Here is a 22,460-nt window from a genome sequence, read left to right as displayed (position 1 = left end):
TGTTATAGAGGTTATTGTAGATGGAGGAATATTATTGTAATTCTATATTTATGTAAACTTTTTGATCTAGACGACACTAAATTAAGGTGTCGTTTATTTTTTATAAATCAGTCCCACTATAACGTTGAGATATTCAGCAATTTCCCGGTTATTTATCCGGTCTAAATAATTTACAAATATACAGTTGCAATATTTTATAGTCAAAAAATATACCCAATATGTCATCAAAAAATACAGTCCAAACTCAAACTCGTCTTTTACTAGCTTTATGGGACTTGGGAGGAACACAGCAGGAAGTAAAAAAAGGTCAACTAACCAAGCGAATTATATCTAAAGGCAAAAAGATAGCAGACTATCAAGGTGTATTAGAAGAATTACAGCAACAAGGCGCGATCGCAATTTCTAATAAAGGATATACTCTGACATCTCCCAAGGGTTTAGAGGTACTGGGTGATGGTTTGAAAAGTGGCAATTTTAAATTTGAAGGGACTATTGTCGGAACTTGGGCGGCGAATGCCTTGATTAAATGGATTAGTCATATAGATATTGCAGTAACTAGTGCAAATGTACCTGTTAATGGGAAAGGTGTGTTAACAGATCTTTCCAAAGGAATTGCATCTTACGACGAGTTTAAATCTGCGGCATTGGAAGTCTACGACAAGTTGAACTATGAATACAACTTTAATAATCTAGTACCAATTTATCGTATTAGGAGAACAATAGGCGATCAGGTAAGTCGTACAAATTTTAATGATTTGCTCTTAGAAATGCAAGCTAACGATATTTTGCAATTACAAGGAGGAAGTGTAGAAGACAGCGCACCTGACAAAATTGAAGATTCGGTAACTACAGAACTAGATGGATTACGCTGCTACGCCACACGTTTAAAACCTTAAACCTTATTTGAATCTTCACATATTAACTTCATAAAATTATGATTAATACCACATCTACCATTGATGAACTGATTCAAAATCAAAACCCTTTTGCTGGGCATATTGTAGTCAGACCACAGCAAATATGGGGAAAAAGTTTCCCTGATGTGCCATTAATTAATGCTCATGTTTCTAATACAGTTTTTGATGCTGTTGAGAAAGTTCGTACAGGAAAACGCGAAACTGTAGGTATCACAATTACAGCAGAAAAAGGGTTAGGTAAAAGCCATATTATTAGCCGGATTCGTCACCGACTAAAGGCAGAAAATGGCAGCTTATTTATTTATATGAGTAAGTATGACAATCTCAATCAAATTAAATATCAATTTCTCCAAACAGTTGCCTCTAGCCTTAGAGCATCTGGGAGCCAAAATTTAATGCAATGGCAAGAGATAGCAGCAGCTTTAATTAACGAAGCAAAGCAATGGAACTATACGCCACAACAGTATATTAGTATGTATCCCAGTTGGTTAAGCAAATACTCAACTAGTTTGATAGATAAATTGACAGAAGTTGTTCTGCAAGTCAAGCCTGAAATAACCAACCCTTATATAGTGAAAGCAATTTTGTGGACACTTTCTACAGTCCACGCTAACTTTGCCACCTACTGGCTATCTGGCTTAGAACTAACACAAACACAAGCTGAAGGAATGGGACTACCAAATCCTAAAAGTGAGGATAGAGAAGCTGAAGCTTTAAGCACTGTTCGTCAAATTCTAGATATCACTAGTCATTATAGAGTTCCAGTTATTTGTTTTGACGAATTAGATATTGCAGATGCTGCTGATAATGGATTTTTAGCAGCACAAGTTATTGCTAGTTTAGTTAAGGATTTATATAACAGTCTTAAACAAGGTGTTCTGTTGTTAGCAATGTATCCTCGCACATGGGAAGATCAAATCAAAGCTTTACCAGAAGCGGAAGCAGTTATAGATAGATTAGTAAGTGATCAAGCTGACAGACAGCCTATAAAATTAAGCTTCCTCAATTCTGATAATATCGTTGCTTTGGTTAGTCAATGGTTACAAGACTTCTATGAGGAACATCAACAAACTCCACCTCATCCTCTTTACCCATTTGATGAAATTAAACTCAGAGAACTTGGTAAGAGTAGACCAACTGTTAGATCAGTTTTGAAATGGTGTGCAGAAAATTTTGTACCTAATGAGTCTACGAAACCAGAAACAAATTCTACAGATACTACAGCTAGATGGACATCTACAACTATCCATCCGGTTAAACCATACTTCGATAATGAATTAGCAAATGTAGAAGCTTCTATTGATTCATTAATGGAAGAAGAAACAACAATTGCTGATGCTCTTTGGCTGGCTTTCAATAGTTTAATAGGTGAAACTGTAGAGGGAGTAACAATTGAATCAATTGAAGAGGTAGAGCCAAGTGCAGCAAATAATGGCTTTATGGATTTTAAAATTATTGGCAATAATAAAAAAGTGAGGATTGGAGTAGATGTAGTTCAGCAAAACTACACGGTTATCGGTGCTGCTTTAGGACGACTAATCGATTATAGAAAGTTTAATTTAACTCGCGGCTGCTTGGTACGTTCAAAAAATATTAGTTCAAAAGCAACATTAGCTAGACAGTATTTGAAAACCCTGTTGAAAGACAAGGGTGGAGAATGGGTAAGCTTGCAAAACCAAGACATTAAACCTCTGTTAGCGATAGTATTTGTTTACTATAATCGTGAAAGCTATGAACTGAAAGAAGAACAGATTTTTGATTTTATTGAGCAAAAGCAACTAGCAATTAACAATCCTTTGATTCGAGAAATTCTCAGCGATCCCTCTGGTCAAGAACCTACTAATTTAACTGATGATGGATTACCTATTAGTATTCCTCAAAATGTTGCTGCTGCCGATTATATTGAACTAAACCTATAGCTAACTAGAAATGAATCAGCTGTTCTCAATTCCAACAGCACTGTGTCTATCCGTCCCTGATATTGAAGCCTTAATACAGGGACGAACAATTGCAGCTTTACCCAAGATGTTTATTCGTCCTGGACAGAGATTTGTAATTTATCCTGCGGACTCTTCAGTTTTGATTAAAGCTTGGGCTAAGTGTGAATTTTGCCAAATTTTAGACGAAACTCAGCCATTAGAGATTTTGTCTCAACTAACAATATGGACACCAAAATTGCTAAAGGAGATACTACAGCAACAAAAGCATCTTTTCCTGGCTTATTTGCGTGTCTATCAATTACCTCAGTTACAAGAAATATCAGTTAATACAAACATTCAAGAAAAGCTAGGCAAATTTGTTAGTTTACCTAGTTCTTTAACGGTTTCTGAAGAAAAGCCAGTATTAAACGATCACACCTTCGCCCAACGCAAGCAACAATTAGAAAACAGACAGCCACCGCTGCATCCTGAATTAGAAGAATTGCAGAGTCAAGTATCACAATTAGCCAATATAAATTCAGCAGCTAAAGAATTAGACCACGATATCAAATTATTTTTAGGTTGGAGTAATGAACAACCAACAAATCCATTAGATTTAGACTTACCTTGGATTCAAAAAATTGCTGAAGTTGGGAACTCTAGCGATGGACATGCATTTGAAAAATTAGTTCGTAGAGGATTACTAAAATTGGGCTTTACAGGTTCAGGTTTAGATCCAGATGGAACTGGTGGTGCAGGAGGCATGGATTTTTACACCGAACAACCTTATGCAATAGTAGGAGAGTGCAAGGCGACTAAAACTGAAAAGGTTAATGATGGTACACCTGCACAACTACTAAAAATAGGTATGAACCATCTTGGTAAATTTCAGTATGACAATTCAATTAAATTAATTGTAGCCGCTGGAGAACTAAATTTTTACGCTTTAAGAACAGCTACCGAAAATCAAATGAATGTTATTAGTCCTGAAACACTACAAAAATTAGTTGAGCTGCAAGCACACTACAAAAATTCTATTAATTTGTTAGAAATGAAAGAGTATTTGCAACAAGCTCCTTTTGGTTCAGCAGAAGATAAACTTAATACTTACATCGATAAAGTTGAACAATCTATAAAGTTGCGATCGCACATCATTCAACTTGTCAAAAAGCATTTAGAAAAAACAGGTGATATCGATGTCGGAGTGGATGCCCTTCATGTAGTGTATATTTATGACAATCCACCACAGTCGTTAAAAACAGCAGAAATGCACGAAATTTTGATTGAACTTTCCTCACCCTTAACAGGTTATTTAGGACGAAAAAAAGGTGGTGATTGGAAAAGCGATCGCTTTTATTTTTTACGAAATTTATTAATTAGCACCGAATCATAAATATATAAGAATATAACTTAAGATGTAGGTTGCTGCGTCTAGCCACTGGAATACCAAAACAGTGACTAAATACCATATCAAGAGTATTAGTTAATTTATGCCTTCAGACTGAGATAACTCGTCATTCGTTTCCATCCCCAGAGTGATTAACACTAGTAAGATAAATAGTTAACTTGAAAGCAGATGAAAGGGATAATTCCTTCATCAAAAAAAGAGAGTTGTGTACTTGTTTTTCGTGGTCAGATTAAGAGCGTGTGTCAAGTGTGGGGAGAAACAAGGTCAGTCATAAGCAATTGCTAACAACTGCTTATTTGGCTAATATCCGGGGTAAAAAATGCCTAAACTTGCTATTGGCAAGTAAGAGCAAAACTAACAAGCCAACCTTGGGTTGAATAGATCGATCCAAGGTTTCTTTTTGGAAAAAAGCAAAAGAAAAAATCAAGACTTTTTGCTTCCTTTCAGCTGAATTTTCAACTTTCTAGCCAATTTCTAGGAAAAATTTTATGCCAGCATCAGACAAAGAAAAATTACAGCCACCACAGGAACAAAAACCACCTGGTGTAGAATCAAAAATGCAGCCAAAACCAAAAGCAGATGATGCTCAGTATCAGGGTAGTGGCAAGTTGCAAGATAAAGTAGCATTAATTACGGGTGGAGATAGTGGTATTGGTCGTGCTGTGGCGATCGCATTCGCTAAAGAAGGTGCTAATGTAGCGATCGTTTACCTTAACGAACATGACGATGCTAAAGAAACCAAAAATTTAGTAGAAAAACAAGGTCGTCGGGCGTTAGCCATAGCAGGCGACATCACCGAAGAAGCTTTTTGTCAACAAGCTGTACAGCAAACGGTAGATGAGTTTGGTAAACTAGATATTCTCGTCAATAATGCTGCCGAACAGCATCCCCAAAAAAGCATTGAAGATATTAGTAAAGAACAGTTAGAACGTACGTTCAGTACTAACATTTTCTCTATGTTTTTTATGACTAAAGCAGCATTAAAACATTTACAAAAAGGCAGCACCATAGTTAATACTACATCAGTTACAGCTTATAAAGGCAATCAGCAGCTACTTGATTATTCTTCTACAAAAGGTGCAATTGTAGCTTTTACTCGCTCTTTGTCACAAAATTTAGTCAGCAAAGGGATTCGGGTAAATGCTGTAGCACCGGGGCCAATTTGGACACCTTTAATTCCCTCAACTTTTCCCGAAGAGAAAGTGGAAACTTTTGGGAAACAAGTGCCGATGCAACGAGCCGGACAACCAGAAGAAGTTGCGCCTAGCTATGTGTTTTTAGCTTCTGATGATGCTTCTTATATGTCTGGTCAAGTTTTACATCCCAATGGTGGAGAAATAATTAACGGTTGAGTCAAAAATTAATAGTTAAAAATGAAGAGTTAGGAATTAGAAGTGAGGAATTTTTACTTTTAATTTCTCACTTTACTTTTTTATTCATCCATCAGGGGGATGCGTTAATACTGAACAGTTGCTAATCTAGCTATCGACGCACACCTAATAAATAATTACGAACTATGGCATCTGCAAAACCATTGCATGGCACAGAACTAGTAGATTGTGCTAGAGCAAATGCCAAGCAGGGAATTGAAACTGCTGCTTATCAATGTGGCTACGGTGACGATCTTAATAAGTTCTCACGAGAATTGCGGCAGGCTTGTGAAGAGATGAATTTACAAGTTAAAGAACTTAGTGAATTGATTACTTACCAGGACATGATACTGGAGTTGGGAACTGGTGAAGTTGTTGCACCAGATACTGCCTCAGATTTGTAAAAATTAGCAGTGAGGAGTGAGGAGTATTAAATTAAAAAATATTTAACTCGCAACTCACCACTCACAACTGATAACTCATAAGTTTAAAATTACCCGCGCCAAATTAAAGTAAATCAAAACGCCAAGTACGTCAACGGCTGTAGTAATAAACGGCGCTGACATTAAAGCTGGATCTAAACGCAAAAAACGGAACAAAAATGGTAGTGCGGAACCAGAAATAGAAGCTAAAACAGAAATAGCTACTAAACTAACGCCTACTGCGATCGCTACTTCTATCCGTCCTTGCAAAAAGTAAGCCCAGACAGTAGCGATTGTGCCTAACATTCCTCCTAATAAAGCCCCAGCGATCGCTTCGCGCCCTACCACTTGCAATGCACCAAGCGATCGGATCTCATCGGTGTTCATCCCCCGAATTACCACTGTCGAAGACTGAGCGCCTACATTACCGCCCGTACCTGTCAACAAAGGAATAAATGCTGTTAGTGTTACCACTTTTGCCAAAATATCCTCTTGTGACTTAATAATTGTGCCAGTAATTGTATTAGTAATCAGTAAAACAAATAACCAGACAACACGCTTGCGGGCAACTTGCAATAAATTCATCTGAAAATAATTGTCACCATCAGACTGCACACCACCACCTAAAGCGTAGATATCTTCAGTAGTTTCTTGTTGCAGAATATCAATTACATCATCGACGGTGACAATACCTACTAAACGGTGTTCTCGATCTACAACTGGTACAGCCAAAAAGTCATATCTTTGGATTAATCTAGCTACTTCTTCTTGGTCTGTATCTGTATGGACATATACCACATCACGAGTCATAATTTCGCCAATTGGTTCATCTGGCTGAGATGTCACCAAATCTCGTAGTGATAACATCCCAGTCAATTGCCTCGCACTATCAGTAACGTAGAGGTAATAAATCATCTCGCTAGCATTAGCAAGGGTGCGAATCCGTTCTAAAGCAACACCAACTGTAAAATTTTCCTTTAAAGAGATCACCTCTGGTGTCATGATTCGCCCAGCAGTATCAGCTTCATAACCCAAAAGTTGGGCTGTAGCTTCACGTTCTCCTGGACTCAGTTGCTCTAACAAACGATTGACAACTTTTGCTGGTAATTCGTCAAATAACCTAGCTCGGTCATCCGGTGACATTTTATCTACAATGTCTCGAACATCCTGACTTTTGAGTTCTGTAATTAAATGTTCTTGAACACTGTAATCAAGATATTCATAAACCTCAATCGCTTCAGTCTTAGAAAGCAAGCGAAAAGCCAAAGCGTGCATTGCTTCTGGCAATCCTTCAATTGCCTCAGCAATATCCGCAGGCTGCACAGGCACAAGAATAGCTTTTGCTCCCTGCAAGTCTCCTGCCTCTAACAACATTTGCAACTGAGTCCGCACTAAATCCCGCAGTTCTCTACGGGTGACATTATGAAGAATAGAGTTTAAATTGTTCGTCTCAGTCAAAGTCTACTTTCCTCAGCCAGTTTGAACAAGTTTGCTGCCATTAGTCTAGGGGAAAGTGGGAATAGGAAACGTCAAACTTGTAATTTTCCTGACTTTATTTTGTAAAATAATTTTTAACAATAAAGCTATTAAGATCAAAATTTAAGTCTTTTTGCCTGAAAGTTAATGAATTAACTTATTTTTAAACTATTCTACAGCTATCCAACGCACATAAGGGCGATAACCACCTATTCCTTGATACGTAATTTCGGTATTTAATGTTGCTTTGTTGAAATCCACACGAAAGTAAACTTTTCCATTGCGAAACCGAAAATTGTATACAGGCGGCCTCTGCGACTGATACCGTTTCACTTTAAAGTTGATACATTTGGGCAAGCAGGGGAAGCAGGGGAGGTAGGGGGAGTAAGAAAAGTAATTTGTATCAATAATTTCGTGAAATGGTATGAGCGCTGCCAATACAAGATGCATGGGAGTTACGGAGCATTGATTCATATTCCACAAATTTTTTGCCTGAGGATACTAACTTTGCATTCCTCATATCAGCCACAGCTGTATGTTCTGCACCACCTTCAAAAGGAAGTAAGAAAGTCCAAATTCCAATAGTTTCAGGACAGTTACCTGCTTGACGTTTAACATTAAGTATCATATTCGGTTTAGATCTTAGTAACTCGTTAGCGATTGTAGCTTCGCTATGATCTCTAGCACAGGCAGTTAATATTCCTAAGCTGACAACTGGTAAAACTACTACGAAGGTACGATTTATAGAAAACATTTTATAATGCCATAGATTAAATTTATTTTCCTAGTAACAAAGTATGTTGCGTTACTGGAAAAAATCATATTCCTATTAAATAGAAAATAAAGCACTTTGCAAGTAAATGAAGTACACCTCCCTTAATAAGGCGGGTGAAGTATTTTTTTGTCTCACCAACTTGAAATCTGCTGTATTTTTAATGACTTATTTAAGTATGCAAAAGTTACATAACTAAAAAAGATTTTTGGCGTTGCATAAATATGGGATGAATTAAGATGTTTTACCAAGACTAAAGATTAATTTTTTGCGCCTTTGCGCCTTTGCGCGAAACAAAATTTATCCCATCAATCAGCAACGCCAGATTTTTTAAATAGAGTGTAGTCCTATTTATTAGCTAAATCTGCTACTTAAATATTATTAAAAATTATCAAGAAAGCTTCGTCAAAAATCCTAATAATTTTTTAGTACGAGGTGTCAACAGTGTACGCCGATAAGCGTCTGCCGCCTTTTTAATTGCTTCAGCTTGAGTTGGATAAGGATGAATTACACTGCTTAATTTACTCAAACCGATTTTATTGACAATTGCTGTAGTCACTTCTGAAATCATCTCGCCTGCATGAGCGGCGACTATAGTTGCACCGATAATTTCATCAGATCCTTTTTTGTGGTGAATTTTGACAAATCCTGACTCTTCATTATCTGTGATCGCTCGATCTACACTACTAAAAGGAATTTTAATTGTAGTTACATCAATACCCATTTTCTGCGCTTGGTGTTCGTACATTCCCACATGAGCAATTTCGGGGTCAGTATATGTTACCCACGGCATCACTAGGTCACTCAATTTAGAGCGTCCCAAACCAAAAGGAGAAAACAGCGTATTCTTAATGACAATTCGCGCTGCGGCATCGGCTGCATGGGTAAACTTCCAATTCATGCAGATATCACCAGCAGCATAAATTCTGGGATTCGTGGTTTGCAGGTAATCATTGACCTTCACGCCTTGACGTTGGTCGTACTCTACTCCTACAACTTCTAAATTTAGTCCTTCCACATTTGGCGCACGTCCCGCACCCACTAAAATCTCATCTACAGTTATAGAATCTCGATGACCATTCACAGAAAAATAAAGTCGCTTGCCTTCGGTGACAGTTGCTACCTCTTGCAACTGACAATTTAATACCAAGCGTATTCCTTCTTGAACCAAGACATTTTGGACAATTTCCGCAGCATCAGCATCTTCTTTATTCAAGAGGTGAGAACCACTATGAAAAAGTACCACCTCACAACCCAACCGCCGAAAAGCCTGAGCCAATTCGCAACCGATAGGGCCGCCACCAATTACCGCCAATCGTTCCGGTCGCTGGATGAGGGAAAATACTGTTTCATTAGTTAGATATCCTGCCTCTTCGATTCCAGGAATTGAAAGCCGTGCGGCTCTGGCTCCAGTAGCAATTACTGCTTTTTTAAACTTAAGAATTTTGCCGTCAACTTCTACGGTATTCTGACCGGCAAATTTACCGCTACCCAAAAAAACATCTACTCCCAGAGATTGAAAACGTTCAGCCGAGTCATTATGGCTAATACCAGATCTTACCCGTCGCATCCGCGCCATCACAGCAGGAAAATCAACATCAATTTGTTGAGGAATATTAATTCCCAAATTTTTGGCATCCCAGATTTCACCAACTACGCGAGCCGAGCGAATCACAGTTTTAGATGGTACGCAACCAACATTCAAGCAATCTCCACCCATAAGATGCTTTTCAATCAAGGCTACTTTTAAGCCTAAATCCAGTCCCGCAGCACCAGCAGCTACAACTAATCCCGCCGTTCCAGCACCAATTACCACCAAGTCGTAACAATCAGCAGGCTGGGGATTTACCCAATTAGGCGGATGGACATTAGAAACCAATTTTTGATTATATTCATCTACTGGGCGGACTATGACTCGCTCTGCATTGGACATCCGACTATACCTCTTTGGAGAATGGAAAATGTCACAGTTAGCTGATGGGTGTTTTTTTAGGTATTTAACTTTTAATTACTTCATCTTCTAGAGCTTTTTGAGCAATACGCGTAACATAAACTGTAACTGCGATCGTGGCGATCAAACCGACAATCCGAATTGCCCATTGTATAGTGGGGTTGCTGGGTTGAGCTTCTGTACCAATCATGGCCAGATTACCAGCCAGTGAACCAATATAAACGTACATTATAGTTCCAGGAATCATCCCTACAGAGCCAATAAAGTAGTCTTTGAGTGAAACTCCGGTGATTCCAAAGGCGTAATTCAATAAATTGAAGGGAAATACTGGGGAAAGTCGCGTTAATAAAACAATTTTTAATCCTTCTGTACCGACTGCTTGGTCAATAGCAGCAAACTTTTTGTTACCTGCAATTTTGTTAGCAACCCAACTCCTTGCTAAATAACGTCCCACAAGAAAAGCAGCAGTAGCTCCTAGAGTTGCACCAATAAACACGTAAACAGAACCCCAAACTACGCCAAAAATAACACCAGCACCCAAAGTCAAAATTGAGCCTGGTAAAAAAGCAACAGTAGCAATAATATAAAGACCAATAAAGGCTAAAGCTCCCACCGCGCCAAGGCTATCAATCCACTGCAAAGCATTCCGTAAAAGCATTTGGGGATTAAAAGCATTTGTATTTACAGATTCTTGTGCCGAGGCAGGATCTATGTGCAGTAACAAAGGTATGCTCAATACTAATATGAACATACCCAATTGAAAAAACTTCCACAAATTTGTGGTATTAAATTGATATAAAGTGAATTGCTTTTTCATAATTTGTAAGGATGGTATCAATATGATTGCATCCTAACATCTGTTTGAAGTTGCTGATAGATGAGAAATTTGAGATAGCGATCGCTTACAGTAATCAATCTAGCTAAATAGCAGTAAATATTAGCTGCAACTATATTAAGATGTAATACTAAGTTGTCCTCTTGAATGAACAAAACTTGAATAAATAAATCGCTTCACTAGTAAAATTTGACAGGCAATTCTTTCAGCTCGTCGAAAACCTAGAATGTCTTGCACAAGCTTATACACTGGCCTTTTGCTGTTGGCTTTAAACTCTGGAAATAAAGCTAAAGTCTCTTCTAAAAAGCTTAAATATTGTGAGTAGTCAATAGATAAAGACTCTCTCGCGAGTTCAAAATATGATTTGGCTAGAGCATGGCGATACTGCATTGAAAGTTGATTATTCTGTAGTAATTTCCTCTCTACCTTTTCTAATACTAAATAATGGCTTTTTAACCAACGGCTTTTAGAAGATGTCGAAACTGTTACAGAACCGTATCTTCTATAAATTGAATAACAGCCAGATTGGTATACAACCTTGTGATTATTCATTACTACTGATAATAGAAAATCCCTGTCCTGAGCCGCAGGTAAGGTTTCATCCCATCCATCACTATTTTCTACTGCGGTTCTTTTATAAAGAAAAGCAGCAAGAGCAACCCACCAGTTAGCTAGTAAAGAAGCTAAGATATCTGTTTGCATCTCAGAAATTTCGATCTTACCTAAGAAAATTGAACCATTAGGTAAATGACGTTGATGTCTCCAATCACCATAAACAACATCTGCATCTGTTGCTTCTAAGAAATTGACTTGTCGTTCTATTTTTTCGGGTAAGATATAATCATCTGCGTCTAAATACTGGATATATTCTCCTTTCGCTAAGTATAAGCCTCTATTTCTGGCATAATTTCCTCCTTTATGAAGTAAAGTTTGCCAGATGATTTGATTACCATAACTTTTGATAATCTCTAAAGAATTGTCTGTAGAACCATCATCAATGACAATGATTTCGATATCAGAATAAGTCTGTTTTAAACAACTATCAATTGCTTCTGCTACCCATTTTTCTGCATTGAAACAGGGTATAATTACTGAAACTAATTTAGGCATATATTCAGGAATCCTAAATAGGATGTAAACAAGATTTCTACATTAATGCCTGCATGAAAGATTAAATTTACTGGCAAATTATCAACTTCATTTGTACAGCAAGTAAAATCAACAAGCAAAGCGCTTATATCTTGTATGCACCTGATAACTTTTTCAATCCTGACCGATAAAACCTAGATGCGATGCGAGGAAATATATAAAATGGATCTATTTGCATTGCCCAGCATAAATTGAAGAAAGCAGCACGTTTTTGACCAATTTTATAAGAGATGAAAGCGTGGTCATAGACTAACTGGGCAAACATCTTCGGATGCGCTTTAAAAAGTGATTCGTACTTACGCACAAGTTGTAGAAAGCTTTCTTGACGAAGTATAGGATTGCGTGAAACTCTTTCTCCCTCGTGAGTATACAGTTGATAAGTAACAATGGGTAGACCAATAATTGAACAAGCCGGATTGAGTCGCAAAAAGAGTTCGGAGTGGACACGAGAGCGAAATGAGCTATCCCAACCACCAATCTTATGAAGCACTTCACGTTCTACGACCAGGGTTTGCTTGGTGTTGTAAGATTTTCCTGGTTCCAGTTCTTCTAAAGAAAAGTGAGCGCCACACAGACGCTGTGGTGGAGGAAGGCGTGTTTCTAGGACTTGACCTTGAGAGTTTACTTTTTCCAAGCCCGATATTACTGCTACTGGTGCTGGTAAAGTGGTCTGAGACAGCGCTTCTAGGGACACAGCCGCCATGTGGGGCAAAAGTCGGTCATCATCATCTAAGAATGTTACCCATCGACCGAGGGCGGCTTCAAGACCAACGTTACGAGTTCCCGCACCACCATGAGGCTGTGATAAACGAATTGTCCTGAGTCGAGGATGACTTGGTAAGTCTATTGGCTCTCTTGAAGCGTCATCAACAACGATGACCTCTAAATCATCCATAGTTTGCTCAAGGGCACTTTGGACAGCGTGAGCTATTAGATGAGGTCGGTTGTGGGTAGGAATAATAATGCTAAGTAGAGGTTGGCTCATCTTGAAAGCCTTTATTTATTGAGGTGAGAACGTACTAAGTAATCAACTACTAATAACTTTCCATGTACGTGGTTGATAGAATAAACACCTACTGACAGTCTTGTTGGTTTTGACAGTAAATCTAAAAGATTCAATCATATCAAATGACTGTACACCCCTGCGAATATAAATTTTGGCGCTGTATACACCAGGTATTAAAGAACAGTAAGGCATATACATTTGAATCTCAGATTTACCGGGTAATATTGTAAGTTCTTCATTATCACTAGCAGTAGTTAGATGCAAAACTCGATCATTTTCCCCTGATAAAGCTGTTACTAAAACGCTTAAATTGGCTTGATCAATTTTTTGATGAGCTTTACATTCGACACATAAAGAAGCAGGTTCACCTGAAAATAATGTTTCTAGAGACTTTCCTTGCTCATCTCTAAAAAATACAGAGGTAAAATCTAAACCCATACTTTCTGCTTCAGACTTTTCGGGCAGAACCATTCTTCCTAAAGCACTCTCTGCGCCATTGAGACACAGGTCTTCTTCATATTTCCGAATTACTAATTCGGTTTCACCATAAGTAATTAACTGACCTTTTGATAAATAAATTGAAGATTTACATACATTGAGGATGCTATGAGCATTATGAGAAACTAACACAAAAGCCGTGCCATTCTCTCGAAGTTGAGCCAACTTCTTATGGCACTTCATCCTAAATTTTATATCTCCTACAGCCAATACTTCATCAATTAGTAAAACATCTGGTTCTATATACACTGCACAAGCAAATCCCAGTCTAGCTGCCATCCCAGAACTATAAGTTTGTACTGGTGCATCAATCGCATCTCCAATTCCGGAAAAATCTATCACATCTTGAAATCTTTCTTTGATTTCTTTAGTGGCTAGACCCAGAATTGACATATTGGCATATATATTTTCTCGTCCTGTCAATATGGGGTTGAACCCTGCCCCCAGAGCAATTAATGGAGCCAGCTTGCCTTTAACTTTTACAGAGCCAGTATCAGGTTTAATTAAGCCACTAATAATACGTAATAGGGTACTTTTTCCAGCACCGTTTGAGCCTACTAACCCTATAGCTTCTCCACGCCGCAATTGAAAGCTCACATCTTTAAGTGCCCAAAACTCCTTTGGACGCAAAGTATCACTTTTTCTGTTACTTCCTACTAACTCTGTGGCAATATCTTGAACACCATAGAATAAAGAACTCTTTAAGTCTCTACAAAATTTTTTAGAAACGTTATCGACTGAAACAAATACTTCAGTATCTTGAGGCTGAACAGAAATTTTTTGATCTATTAATTTAGTCATTATTAAGAACTAACTCTCTCAACCACAAAAGGCATCGCCAGACGAAATGCAATCCAGGTTAATAGTAACCCTACTAGAGTAATGGCACTTACTAACCAAAAACGATTAGGATCTGATACTACTCCTGTTGTGGCTAAATCTCGTGCTGTTACCAAAAGAGGAGTGACAGGATTCATTTGGACTAAAAACCCAAAAGTTCCATCTCTGGGAACTGGATAAACTACAGGAGTCAAAAATAACCAAAAACCTGTAATTAAAGTTAGTCCTTTAGATATATCTTGATATAACACCCCCAAAGGAGCTAATAAAACTCCAAGAAACGTTCCCAACAAAATTAAATTAACTAACGGTACTGGAGTTAAAATTACTGTCCAAGTGATGGGAATACGAAACCAGATAAACAACGCTATGATTAAAATTAGCTTGACAGCAAAGTTAAAAAATACTTCGCCTACCTTTGCTAAAATCAGTGCCTCTCGCGGAAAGTTAACTCTGGCTAACATGGGTTTTGCTACTGTCACGGCTTGCACTGGCCCGTTTAAAGCCTCAACAAATGTTTGCCACAATGCTGTGCTGAACATGACATAAGCCGGATAAGGTAAATCTGTTGCACCAACATTAATAACATTGGCTTTATTGGCAAGGGTAAAACCAGCGGCCATAATCATGGGCGGTAAAAAAGCCCAAGCTATTCCTAAAAAAGATTGACGATATTGAGCGCTAAGATCTCTGATCATCAATCGCCAAGCGAGTTCGCGAGAAGCTAGCAAGTCTCGCCACATTTGCCAAAATAATTGCTTAGGATGCCTAAGCATACTTTCAGGTGTATAAACTACCTCAGGCGGCATTGTAAACCCTCATTTTGTGATGTAATTTTTATTTTTTTGATCGCAGCCTACCTACAATTTTTCTATAAAAATATAGTGAATCTTGAGAAAGTTTAATTCTGCTTGTTATCCATCGCACTTTGCCTGCAAATTTTCTATACACGTATATGGGGTTACTGACCAATTGAATTGCGATCGCTTTGAAGCCAATCAGAGTACCAAAATAACTATTAGGCGGGTTATAAGGATACTTACTCAATGTCGGGGCAGTTTGAGAAAGCAAATCAATTTGATACTGGGCATTAATACGACAGGACTCTTCTAACCCAAGCAGAAGTGCATAGTTACGAGCAGCATTGATAATAGGAACTCTTTCAACTTTAGTCAGGTCGTATAACTGTTCTTTAGAACTTTGCCAGCCTCCTAAGCGTTGCTCGATAAAAAATCGATCCCGCCAATCTAAGTGTTCCTGTGGGGTTTTTTGAATTAATTCTAGCCAATCGCGGATCTTTTGCGTCATGACTGAATCGACTGGCTCTCCAAATAGTTGGGCGATTTGTCGAGCGCAAATTTTCGGATCATCAAAAGTATCAGGTAATAAATCACGAAAAAGTGCTTTGCCTGTTTCAAAGCACCAGCCACCGACAGAGATTCCTTTGAGGTGATCCCGTACACTTTGGATAAAGGGTTCAGCATCACCAACTGATACATGACCTCCAGTATGTTCGGTGACTAAGGGCTGACGGTCAAAATTACTCTTTTGTCTTTGCAGGTAGATGTGTTTGTACCCTAGTTCTTGTGCCAATTTGGGCGGTAGCAAGCGATCGCCAAGTGACATTCTGGCACTAATACGGGTAAAAGGGATAATCTTAATGCCAGCATAATGGGCTATAGCAAACAAAAGTCGTGAGTCTATACCACCTGTCAACCCCAACCATAATTCGTTTTCTTCAGTAGGTAGCCTTTTGAGTGCTGTGATTAAGCTATTTTTAAAAAGCTCTAAAGTTTTGTCATAGCCAAGAGAAGGATCAATCGGCGGCATCAGCGATCGCGATCTAATACTGCCTGTTTTAAGTTCAATAACTTGGCTCGGTAACAGCCGACTTATTCCTACAAAGTGGGAATAAGGAGGTGGAAACCACGAGATTCCGGCTTCATAATGCAAGGTTTCAGGAACTACTGCGGGCGGAGCATTGGGCGAAAGTATTTTAGTCAGCAGAACCGAACTGCTGGATACCCACATTTGTTTGTTGGATGTCGTACCGTAAAAGCAGCCTAGCAAGCCACTAGCGTCCATGTGTATTTCACTACGACCAATTAAGACCCAGCGACCTGCCCAGCTAGCGTAAAGGTCTGGTACATCAGCGCTTGCCGTCCGGGCAATTTCTATTAAAGGGTCTGCTTGAGATTCAAGTGTTTCTACGGCGAGTCCCAAAAGCATCCATTCGATACCATCGGCATCACTCACCCAGTCAGCACGGAGTTCGGCACAGTAAGAAACCCAGGTAGATGCATCAAGTTGATGAGACTGCCAATCTTCATAGGCGCGAAAGGCTTTTGACCCTACGACGAACTGTCGTCGATGAGGCCGCATCCTAGGTTTAGAGTCTTGGGCAGGCAAAAATTTTTCATTTTTTGCTAAAATTTCATTTTTGATCGCGCTCATGAGAAATTTGTATTCTTGGCTGAGTCAAGGAGTTGTTGTTTATGAAAATAAAGTTTACTTTTACTACAACTTCTAAATAAAAGTCGTGTTTGGTAAGCTACTATTCTTGGTGGGTTAGCATCTCATCAACTACATGATGATGCTGTAATTGTAGATTGCGCCAGTTTTTATGAGTCTTGATTTTGGAGACTTGGCAAGTGCTTTTGAGCATAACGAGTGGTCACAAAACGGTTGACTGCTTTATCTATAAAAAATAAAACTTTTCCAGTTGCCCGTGAGCCAAACTTACCGATGGGCAATTTACGCGCAAGGGGATTGATGATTGTCATATTTCGCCTCCACCCTAACCGTTTGTACTTGTTTTTAAAGTACTCATCTTCGGTTAGGTTCCACTTGTCGCGTAAGCGTTTGAGACTTTTTAATTCCCAGGCATCGCTCCAACGCAACATATAGTAACTTATATCTGTTAACTCCAATGGTTGCCCTGTCACATAAGTCATTAGAGATTTAGGTTCCAGATAAACTGTACCACCAATTTCAGATACTAATATGCACAAATCAACATGTTCTTTTGTGTTCAGTAGTTCCTCATCTAAAAGACCAATTTGCTGAAATAAGTCTGTACGTACCATCATGCAATGAAACTCTGCTAATCCGGTTTTGTGCCGTTGCAGTTGGGGGCGCACATCTGCTATTTTGCGACCTTGCTTATAAATTTTTTCAATTATCCGTCGTCTTGTGGTTTCGCCTTTGGTTTCCACTAAAACTCCAGATTCTCCACCCGCACAATGCACTTCTTCATGCAAAGGTGTACCTTGACAGATTAGAGGGCTAACTATCATTGCATCTGTTTCTTCGGCACATTCGACTAGAGGCTGAAGCCAGCCGGGACTAACTACTACGTCATTATCAATGAAAACAACATACTTGCTTGTGACTTGACGCAGACCAAGGTTTCTAGCGCGGTTTGGAGAAAGATAATAATCGGTGCGTATTAGTTGAAATTGTTTTTGCTGGGCTTGTTGTGCTAGATAATCTTTGATGTGACGCGGGGAACCTCCATCTATATAAATTAATTTAAAAGGGTATTTAGTATGTTCATAAATACTTTCTAGGGATTCACGGCTATGACTAAAACGCTCCCGTGGAGCAACAATTATTGTCACTTCTGGGGCTGCGATCGCTGATGAGTTCATAATCTTAATCAGTCTCCTTGTATAATTTTCAATTAATTCAGTTAAACTAGAAAATTTAGTTTATGGCTTCATAACTTCCTGTTGAATTTAATACTAGTTCTTGATAATGTGAGCTACTCATCACTACTTGTTGATAAATTTGCACTAGCTCATCACTTAGCTTATTCATGTCATAGTGAGATTCTACATAAGTTCGTCCGGCTTGACCCATTTGTGACCAAATTTCTGGATGCTCGATGAGGTAAATTAATTTTTCAGCGATCGCATCGCTATCTTTCTCTGGAACTAAAAAACCAGAGATACCGTCTTTAACAAGTTCAGGTATACCACCATGAAGAGTAGCTATAACTGGTAAGCCCATAACCATTGCTTCTTTTAAAGTATTAACTGGAGCATCTTGGTTTCCATCTTTACCTGTAACGCTGGCAGCCACAAATATATCAGAATTATTGAGAATTTCAATGATTTCTACTTGGTTTTTCCAACCCAAAAGTTTCACTTTATTAGCAATATTCAAGGAATTAATTAGCTGTTGCAAATCTTCTTTTAAACAACCATCGCCAATAATTGTATATTCTACATTTGGATAAATCTTTAACACTTTTGCAACAGCACGAATGCTATATTCTATCCCTTTTTTTTCAACAAGACGACCAGTTGTCGCAATACGGATTTTACCATCCGGACGAGGATATCTTAGTTGAAAGGGAAAGCGGCTACTATCTATTCCCGAACCATGCACGACAATTTTTTTGGGATCACAACCTAGTTTGATGGCTTTTTTCTTAAAAAACTCGCAATTCGCTAGAAAAAAATCTCCTTTCGCAAATAGGGAGTCATAAACATGTTTTCCACGCTGCTGAATAAACAGACTGATATCATAACCTCGAAACGTAGTAATTAACTTTCCTTGGATAGCCCCAATGTCACGCAAAATCATTCCTTCTAGACCATAAGTCCCGAACTGGCAGTGGATAATATCATAAGGTTGAGCTTCTAATAACTGCATCACTGAGTACAGCAACCGCAAAGAAATTGCTCGTTTTCCATAAAACAAGTTAAGCGATCGCAGAATAACCAAAGGAGATTTATGAAAATTTTTAATAATTAATCCTATACCTTTGAGGATGCGCCATAAATAGTTTTTAGAAATTGTTGGTGGATAATGGGTGTGAGCCAGCAGGTTATACTTTTCCACATCTGGATGAACTTTAGAAGAATCAATAGCTGGTGGTATACCATAAATGTCAACCTCATGACCACGTTCGATTAATCCTATTACTTGATTAATTACAAAAGTTTCTGATAATACGGGAAAACCTCCAACTATAAAAGCAATTTTCATGGTAATATCCTACAAAATTAGTAGTTAGTTATACTTTAATTTCAAAGTTTTTAGATGCTAGATAACTTTTACCGAACTGCTTTTAACTAAACATCTCTCGCTTGGTACATTTATTTTCATTAAAAATAAACTGTATTTCCTGGAAATAGAAAACATTATCTAAATACTAAATAACTCAATTAACTGTTTAGTGTTTAGATAAATTTTTCATGAATTAATTATAAAGTAAAGTATAAAATTTGCTTAAATATAAACTAACATGAAACTCTACTTAAGTACAAACCATAATTGATGAATTTTTGATAAAGATATCAAGGTGTTATCTAAAGATTACGACATGAAATCGAGTTAATTGAAGCATAAAGTATAAAGTATGAAATTATTCCACCTCATAAAGCTAAAAGCTGGTGTGTTTGAGTAAGAAGAGTGCAAAAATTTTTGAGAAAATATTGAGTTTAAAGACTCGAAAAATTTCCTCTATTATGGTATAGCGAACCGATTTTTTATCCGTCTTTTACTGAGATGTGACGCGAACATCATTTAGACTTCAAACTTTGTTTAGTAAAGATACGATTAAGAAGAGTAACTTTGCTGGAATTAATGTTTTATGTCTAGTTCCTTAACTCAAAAAATTCTTTCACAATTACCAGGTGATGTTTTGGGGGGGTTGCACCAAGGCAATCGCCTATTAACATCTATTAGAGAAAATACAGCACCAGTACCTACAGTAATTCAGGCAAGTCAGCAGCCTTTAGATTCTGTAGAGTGGGATGTGATTATTTGCGGTGGGACTTTAGGCATTTTAATTGGTTGTGCCTTAGCGGTACAAGGGCTACGAGTAGCGTTGATGGAAAAAGGTATTCTGCAAGGAAGAGAGCAAGAGTGGAATATTTCCCGCCAAGAGTTAGAGGTATTTTTGGAATTGAACTTGCTAACAGATACCGAATTGCAACAAGCGATCGCCACTCAATACAATCCAGCAAGAGTTAGCTTCAATAATAACACGGAAGTTTGGGTAGAAGATGTCTTAAATATTGGTGTAGATCCAGTTTATTTACTGGCTACATTAAAGAACAAATTTTTGGCTGCTGGGGGAGAATTGTTAGAAAAAACACCCTTTGCTGAGGCAGTAATTCATCCCAATGGGGTGATAGTAAATAACCAATTTACAGGTGAGTTGTTAATTGATGCGATGGGACATTTTTCTCCCATCACCCGGCAAGCACGCCAAGGCAAACAACCAGATGCCCTTTGTCTAGTAGTGGGAAGTTGCGCCCAAGGATTTCCGGAAAATAACTCAGGCGATTTGTTGTTATCGTTTACATCTTTACAGAATCAGTGTCAATACTTCTGGGAAGCCTTCCCCGCCAGAGATGGTAGAACTACTTACTTGTTTACTTACATGGATGCACATCCGCAACGTTTGAGTTTAGCAGAACTATTTGAGGAATATCTGTGTCTGTTACCAGAATATCAGGGTGTGGAACTGAGCCAGTTGCATTTTCAACGGGCGTTATTTGGCTTTTTTCCTACTTATCGCCAAAGTCCACTCAAAACCCCTTGGAATCGTATTCTGCCAGTGGGAGATAGTAGTGGTAGTCAATCTCCGTTGAGTTTTGGTGGTTTTGGGGCGATGGTGCGTCACCTTAAGCGCCTAACTTTGGGTATTCAAGAAGCGTTAGAAACAAATCAAGTATCTACAAAAGCATTGGCACTACTACAACCTTATCAACCAAGTTTGACTGTTACTTGGTTATTTCAAAAAGCGATGAGTGTTGGTGTCAATCAAAAGATTGATCCAGATCAGATTAACCAACTACTTGCAGCAGTGTTTGCAGAAATGCAACAACTAGGCACACCAGTACTTAAACCTTTTTTGCAAGATGTTGTACAGTTTTCGCCTTTAACACAAACACTTTTAAAAACTGGTTTTTCTCATCCAGGATTAGTTACCAAGATCATTCCCCAGGTAGGTTTGGCAAGTTTACTCGATTGGATGGTGCATTATGGTAATTTAAGTATTTATACTGCCTTGTTTTGGTTAAGCCCAATGCTAGAAACATGGATTAAGAACCAACCAAAAGAACAACAATATTATTGGCATCGTTTAATTGATGCTTGGAAGTTTGGTTCTGGCTGTGATTATGTGGATGAAACTTGAATCATAACGGTGTGAGGATAATATGATGGAACGTAAATCTGTAGGTATAAAATACTTTGCTGTGCTGATTGGCTTACTACGCGATCGCCAGGGATTTTTAGAAGAAATCCGTCAAGATATCAGATTACCAAATAAGATTATTTCTTTGCTGGTTTGTAGTTCTTTATTTATTGCCATTTATGGCGGAATTATTGGAGCATATCATAGCTGGATGCAAGCTTTAGCTTCCGCTATTAAGCTACCGGCTTTGTATTTAATCACTTTATTAATTTGTTTACCAACATTGTACTTTGCTAATATAATTTTTGGTTCAAAACGCACTTTTAGTCAACATTTTGCTTTAGTATTAACTGCGGTTTCAGTGACTAGCGTTCTTTTATTTAGCTTTGCCCCAATTACATTATTTTTCTTAATTACCACCAATAATTACCAATTTTTAATTTTATTAAATGTATTTATTTTCGCTTTAACAGGATTTATTGGTATTTCTGCTTTATATCAGGCAACTAATCTAGTTTTAGAACAAGAAGATGAAGGTAGCAAAACCCGTAAGAAAATCTTACAATTTTGGTTATTTCTTTATGCTTTTGTCGGTAGTCAACTAGGATGGACTCTCAGACCGTTTTTTGGTACACCTGGTTCTGTGTTTGAATTATTTCGAGAAAGAGAGGGCAATTTTTATTTAAGCGTGATTCAAGCTATTACCTATCTTTTAGGATTTCGTTCATAAATCCAAATTTA

18 protein-coding genes are annotated in these 22,460 nt (G+C 38.1%); 7 read left to right on the top strand and 11 right to left on the bottom strand.

The genetic code is table 11. The features are described 5' to 3' along the window. Window positions 1-218: 218 nt before the first annotated feature. The 5 genes from QI031_RS29290 (at window position 219) to QI031_RS29270 (ending at window position 6,018) form a co-directional block, all read left to right on the top strand. The gene (locus QI031_RS29290) at window positions 219-896 is read left to right on the top strand and encodes a hypothetical protein (RefSeq protein WP_281483054.1); all 678 of its coding nucleotides are present in this window, start codon (window positions 219-221) and stop codon (window positions 894-896) included. Between the two features lie 38 nt (window positions 897-934). After that, window positions 935-2,836 (top strand): hypothetical protein, encoded by a 1,902-nt coding sequence (locus QI031_RS29285; RefSeq protein ID WP_281483053.1) that lies wholly within the window; start codon window positions 935-937, stop codon window positions 2,834-2,836. A 10-nt stretch (window positions 2,837-2,846) separates the two neighbouring features. Next, window positions 2,847-4,229 (top strand): DUF1802 family protein, encoded by a 1,383-nt coding sequence (locus tag QI031_RS29280; RefSeq protein WP_281483052.1) that lies wholly within the window; start codon window positions 2,847-2,849, stop codon window positions 4,227-4,229. Window positions 4,230-4,732: 503 nt separating this feature from the next. After that, window positions 4,733-5,596 (top strand): SDR family oxidoreductase, encoded by an 864-nt coding sequence (locus QI031_RS29275; RefSeq protein WP_281483051.1) that lies wholly within the window; start codon window positions 4,733-4,735, stop codon window positions 5,594-5,596. A 164-nt stretch (window positions 5,597-5,760) separates the two neighbouring features. Further along, window positions 5,761-6,018, top strand: a complete 258-nt coding sequence (locus QI031_RS29270) for a hypothetical protein (RefSeq protein WP_281483050.1) — start codon at window positions 5,761-5,763, stop codon at window positions 6,016-6,018. Between the two features lie 75 nt (window positions 6,019-6,093). Here QI031_RS29270 and mgtE read toward each other — a convergent pair whose 3' ends face one another. The 11 genes from mgtE to QI031_RS29215 form a co-directional block, all read right to left on the bottom strand. Continuing rightward, on the bottom strand, window positions 6,094-7,494 hold the full coding sequence (gene mgtE / locus QI031_RS29265) for a magnesium transporter (protein WP_281483049.1): 1,401 nt from the start codon (window positions 7,492-7,494) through the stop codon (window positions 6,094-6,096). Window positions 7,495-7,915: 421 nt separating this feature from the next. Then, on the bottom strand, window positions 7,916-8,266 hold the full coding sequence (locus QI031_RS29260; RefSeq protein WP_281483048.1) for a hypothetical protein: 351 nt from the start codon (window positions 8,264-8,266) through the stop codon (window positions 7,916-7,918). A 409-nt stretch (window positions 8,267-8,675) separates the two neighbouring features. Further along, window positions 8,676-10,217 (bottom strand): mercuric reductase, encoded by a 1,542-nt coding sequence (locus QI031_RS29255; RefSeq protein WP_281483047.1) that lies wholly within the window; start codon window positions 10,215-10,217, stop codon window positions 8,676-8,678. A 64-nt stretch (window positions 10,218-10,281) separates the two neighbouring features. Next, a complete protein-coding gene (locus QI031_RS29250) occupies window positions 10,282-10,986 on the bottom strand; it encodes a TVP38/TMEM64 family protein (RefSeq protein WP_425526050.1) in 705 nt (234 codons plus the stop codon). Between the two features lie 201 nt (window positions 10,987-11,187). Then, window positions 11,188-12,180, bottom strand: coding sequence for a glycosyltransferase family 2 protein (locus QI031_RS29245; protein ID WP_281483045.1), 993 nt, complete (start codon window positions 12,178-12,180; stop codon window positions 11,188-11,190). 124 nt (window positions 12,181-12,304) lie between these two features. Next, the gene (locus QI031_RS29240; RefSeq protein WP_281483044.1) at window positions 12,305-13,204 is read right to left on the bottom strand and encodes a glycosyltransferase family 2 protein; all 900 of its coding nucleotides are present in this window, start codon (window positions 13,202-13,204) and stop codon (window positions 12,305-12,307) included. Window positions 13,205-13,246: 42 nt separating this feature from the next. Further along, entirely contained in the window at window positions 13,247-14,524 is a 1,278-nt protein-coding gene (locus tag QI031_RS29235; RefSeq protein ID WP_281483043.1) for an ABC transporter ATP-binding protein, read from the bottom strand. A gap of 2 nt (window positions 14,525-14,526) precedes the next feature. Next, on the bottom strand, window positions 14,527-15,372 hold the full coding sequence (locus QI031_RS29230; protein WP_281483042.1) for an ABC transporter permease: 846 nt from the start codon (window positions 15,370-15,372) through the stop codon (window positions 14,527-14,529). A 28-nt stretch (window positions 15,373-15,400) separates the two neighbouring features. Further along, a complete protein-coding gene (locus QI031_RS29225; protein ID WP_281483041.1) occupies window positions 15,401-17,017 on the bottom strand; it encodes a hypothetical protein in 1,617 nt (538 codons plus the stop codon). A gap of 167 nt (window positions 17,018-17,184) precedes the next feature. After that, window positions 17,185-18,213 (bottom strand): glycosyltransferase family 2 protein, encoded by a 1,029-nt coding sequence (locus QI031_RS29220; protein ID WP_281483040.1) that lies wholly within the window; start codon window positions 18,211-18,213, stop codon window positions 17,185-17,187. Window positions 18,214-18,268: 55 nt separating this feature from the next. After that, window positions 18,269-19,558: a glycosyltransferase gene (locus QI031_RS29215; RefSeq protein WP_281483039.1), complete on the bottom strand. Its 1,290-nt coding sequence runs from the start codon at window positions 19,556-19,558 to the stop codon at window positions 18,269-18,271. A gap of 607 nt (window positions 19,559-20,165) precedes the next feature. Here QI031_RS29215 and QI031_RS29210 point away from each other — a divergent pair. Next, window positions 20,166-21,719 carry an NAD(P)/FAD-dependent oxidoreductase gene (locus tag QI031_RS29210; RefSeq protein ID WP_281483038.1) on the top strand — a complete coding sequence of 518 codons (1,554 nt, stop codon included), beginning with the start codon at window positions 20,166-20,168 and terminating at the stop codon, window positions 21,717-21,719. Between the two features lie 22 nt (window positions 21,720-21,741). Continuing rightward, window positions 21,742-22,449, top strand: coding sequence for an actin-binding WH2 domain-containing protein (locus QI031_RS29205; protein WP_281483037.1), 708 nt, complete (start codon window positions 21,742-21,744; stop codon window positions 22,447-22,449). Window positions 22,450-22,460 lie beyond the last annotated feature (11 nt).

The organism is Halotia branconii CENA392, assembly GCF_029953635.1.
Lineage (GTDB): Bacteria > Cyanobacteriota > Cyanobacteriia > Cyanobacteriales > Nostocaceae > Halotia > Halotia branconii.
The sequence above is the reverse complement of the archived record's forward strand: the minus strand, read 5'-3'. Positions and strand labels throughout refer to the sequence as shown.

Coding starts and splice junctions, on each gene's coding strand:
- QI031_RS29290 (WP_281483054.1), top strand. CDS start 219: ATGTCATCAAAAAATACAGTCCAAACTCAAACTCGTCTTTTACTAGCT.
- QI031_RS29285 (WP_281483053.1), top strand. CDS start 935: ATGATTAATACCACATCTACCATTGATGAACTGATTCAAAATCAAAAC.
- QI031_RS29280 (WP_281483052.1), top strand. CDS start 2,847: ATGAATCAGCTGTTCTCAATTCCAACAGCACTGTGTCTATCCGTCCCT.
- QI031_RS29275 (WP_281483051.1), top strand. CDS start 4,733: ATGCCAGCATCAGACAAAGAAAAATTACAGCCACCACAGGAACAAAAA.
- QI031_RS29270 (WP_281483050.1), top strand. CDS start 5,761: ATGGCATCTGCAAAACCATTGCATGGCACAGAACTAGTAGATTGTGCT.
- QI031_RS29260 (WP_281483048.1), bottom strand. CDS start 8,266: ATGTTTTCTATAAATCGTACCTTCGTAGTAGTTTTACCAGTTGTCAGC.
- QI031_RS29255 (WP_281483047.1), bottom strand. CDS start 10,217: ATGTCCAATGCAGAGCGAGTCATAGTCCGCCCAGTAGATGAATATAAT.
- QI031_RS29250 (WP_425526050.1), bottom strand. CDS start 10,986: ATGTTCATATTAGTATTGAGCATACCTTTGTTACTGCACATAGATCCT.
- QI031_RS29245 (WP_281483045.1), bottom strand. CDS start 12,180: ATGCCTAAATTAGTTTCAGTAATTATACCCTGTTTCAATGCAGAAAAA.
- QI031_RS29240 (WP_281483044.1), bottom strand. CDS start 13,204: ATGAGCCAACCTCTACTTAGCATTATTATTCCTACCCACAACCGACCT.
- QI031_RS29235 (WP_281483043.1), bottom strand. CDS start 14,524: ATGACTAAATTAATAGATCAAAAAATTTCTGTTCAGCCTCAAGATACT.
- QI031_RS29230 (WP_281483042.1), bottom strand. CDS start 15,372: ATGCCGCCTGAGGTAGTTTATACACCTGAAAGTATGCTTAGGCATCCT.
- QI031_RS29225 (WP_281483041.1), bottom strand. CDS start 17,017: ATGAGCGCGATCAAAAATGAAATTTTAGCAAAAAATGAAAAATTTTTG.
- QI031_RS29220 (WP_281483040.1), bottom strand. CDS start 18,213: ATGAACTCATCAGCGATCGCAGCCCCAGAAGTGACAATAATTGTTGCT.
- QI031_RS29215 (WP_281483039.1), bottom strand. CDS start 19,558: ATGAAAATTGCTTTTATAGTTGGAGGTTTTCCCGTATTATCAGAAACT.
- QI031_RS29210 (WP_281483038.1), top strand. CDS start 20,166: ATGTCTAGTTCCTTAACTCAAAAAATTCTTTCACAATTACCAGGTGAT.
- QI031_RS29205 (WP_281483037.1), top strand. CDS start 21,742: ATGATGGAACGTAAATCTGTAGGTATAAAATACTTTGCTGTGCTGATT.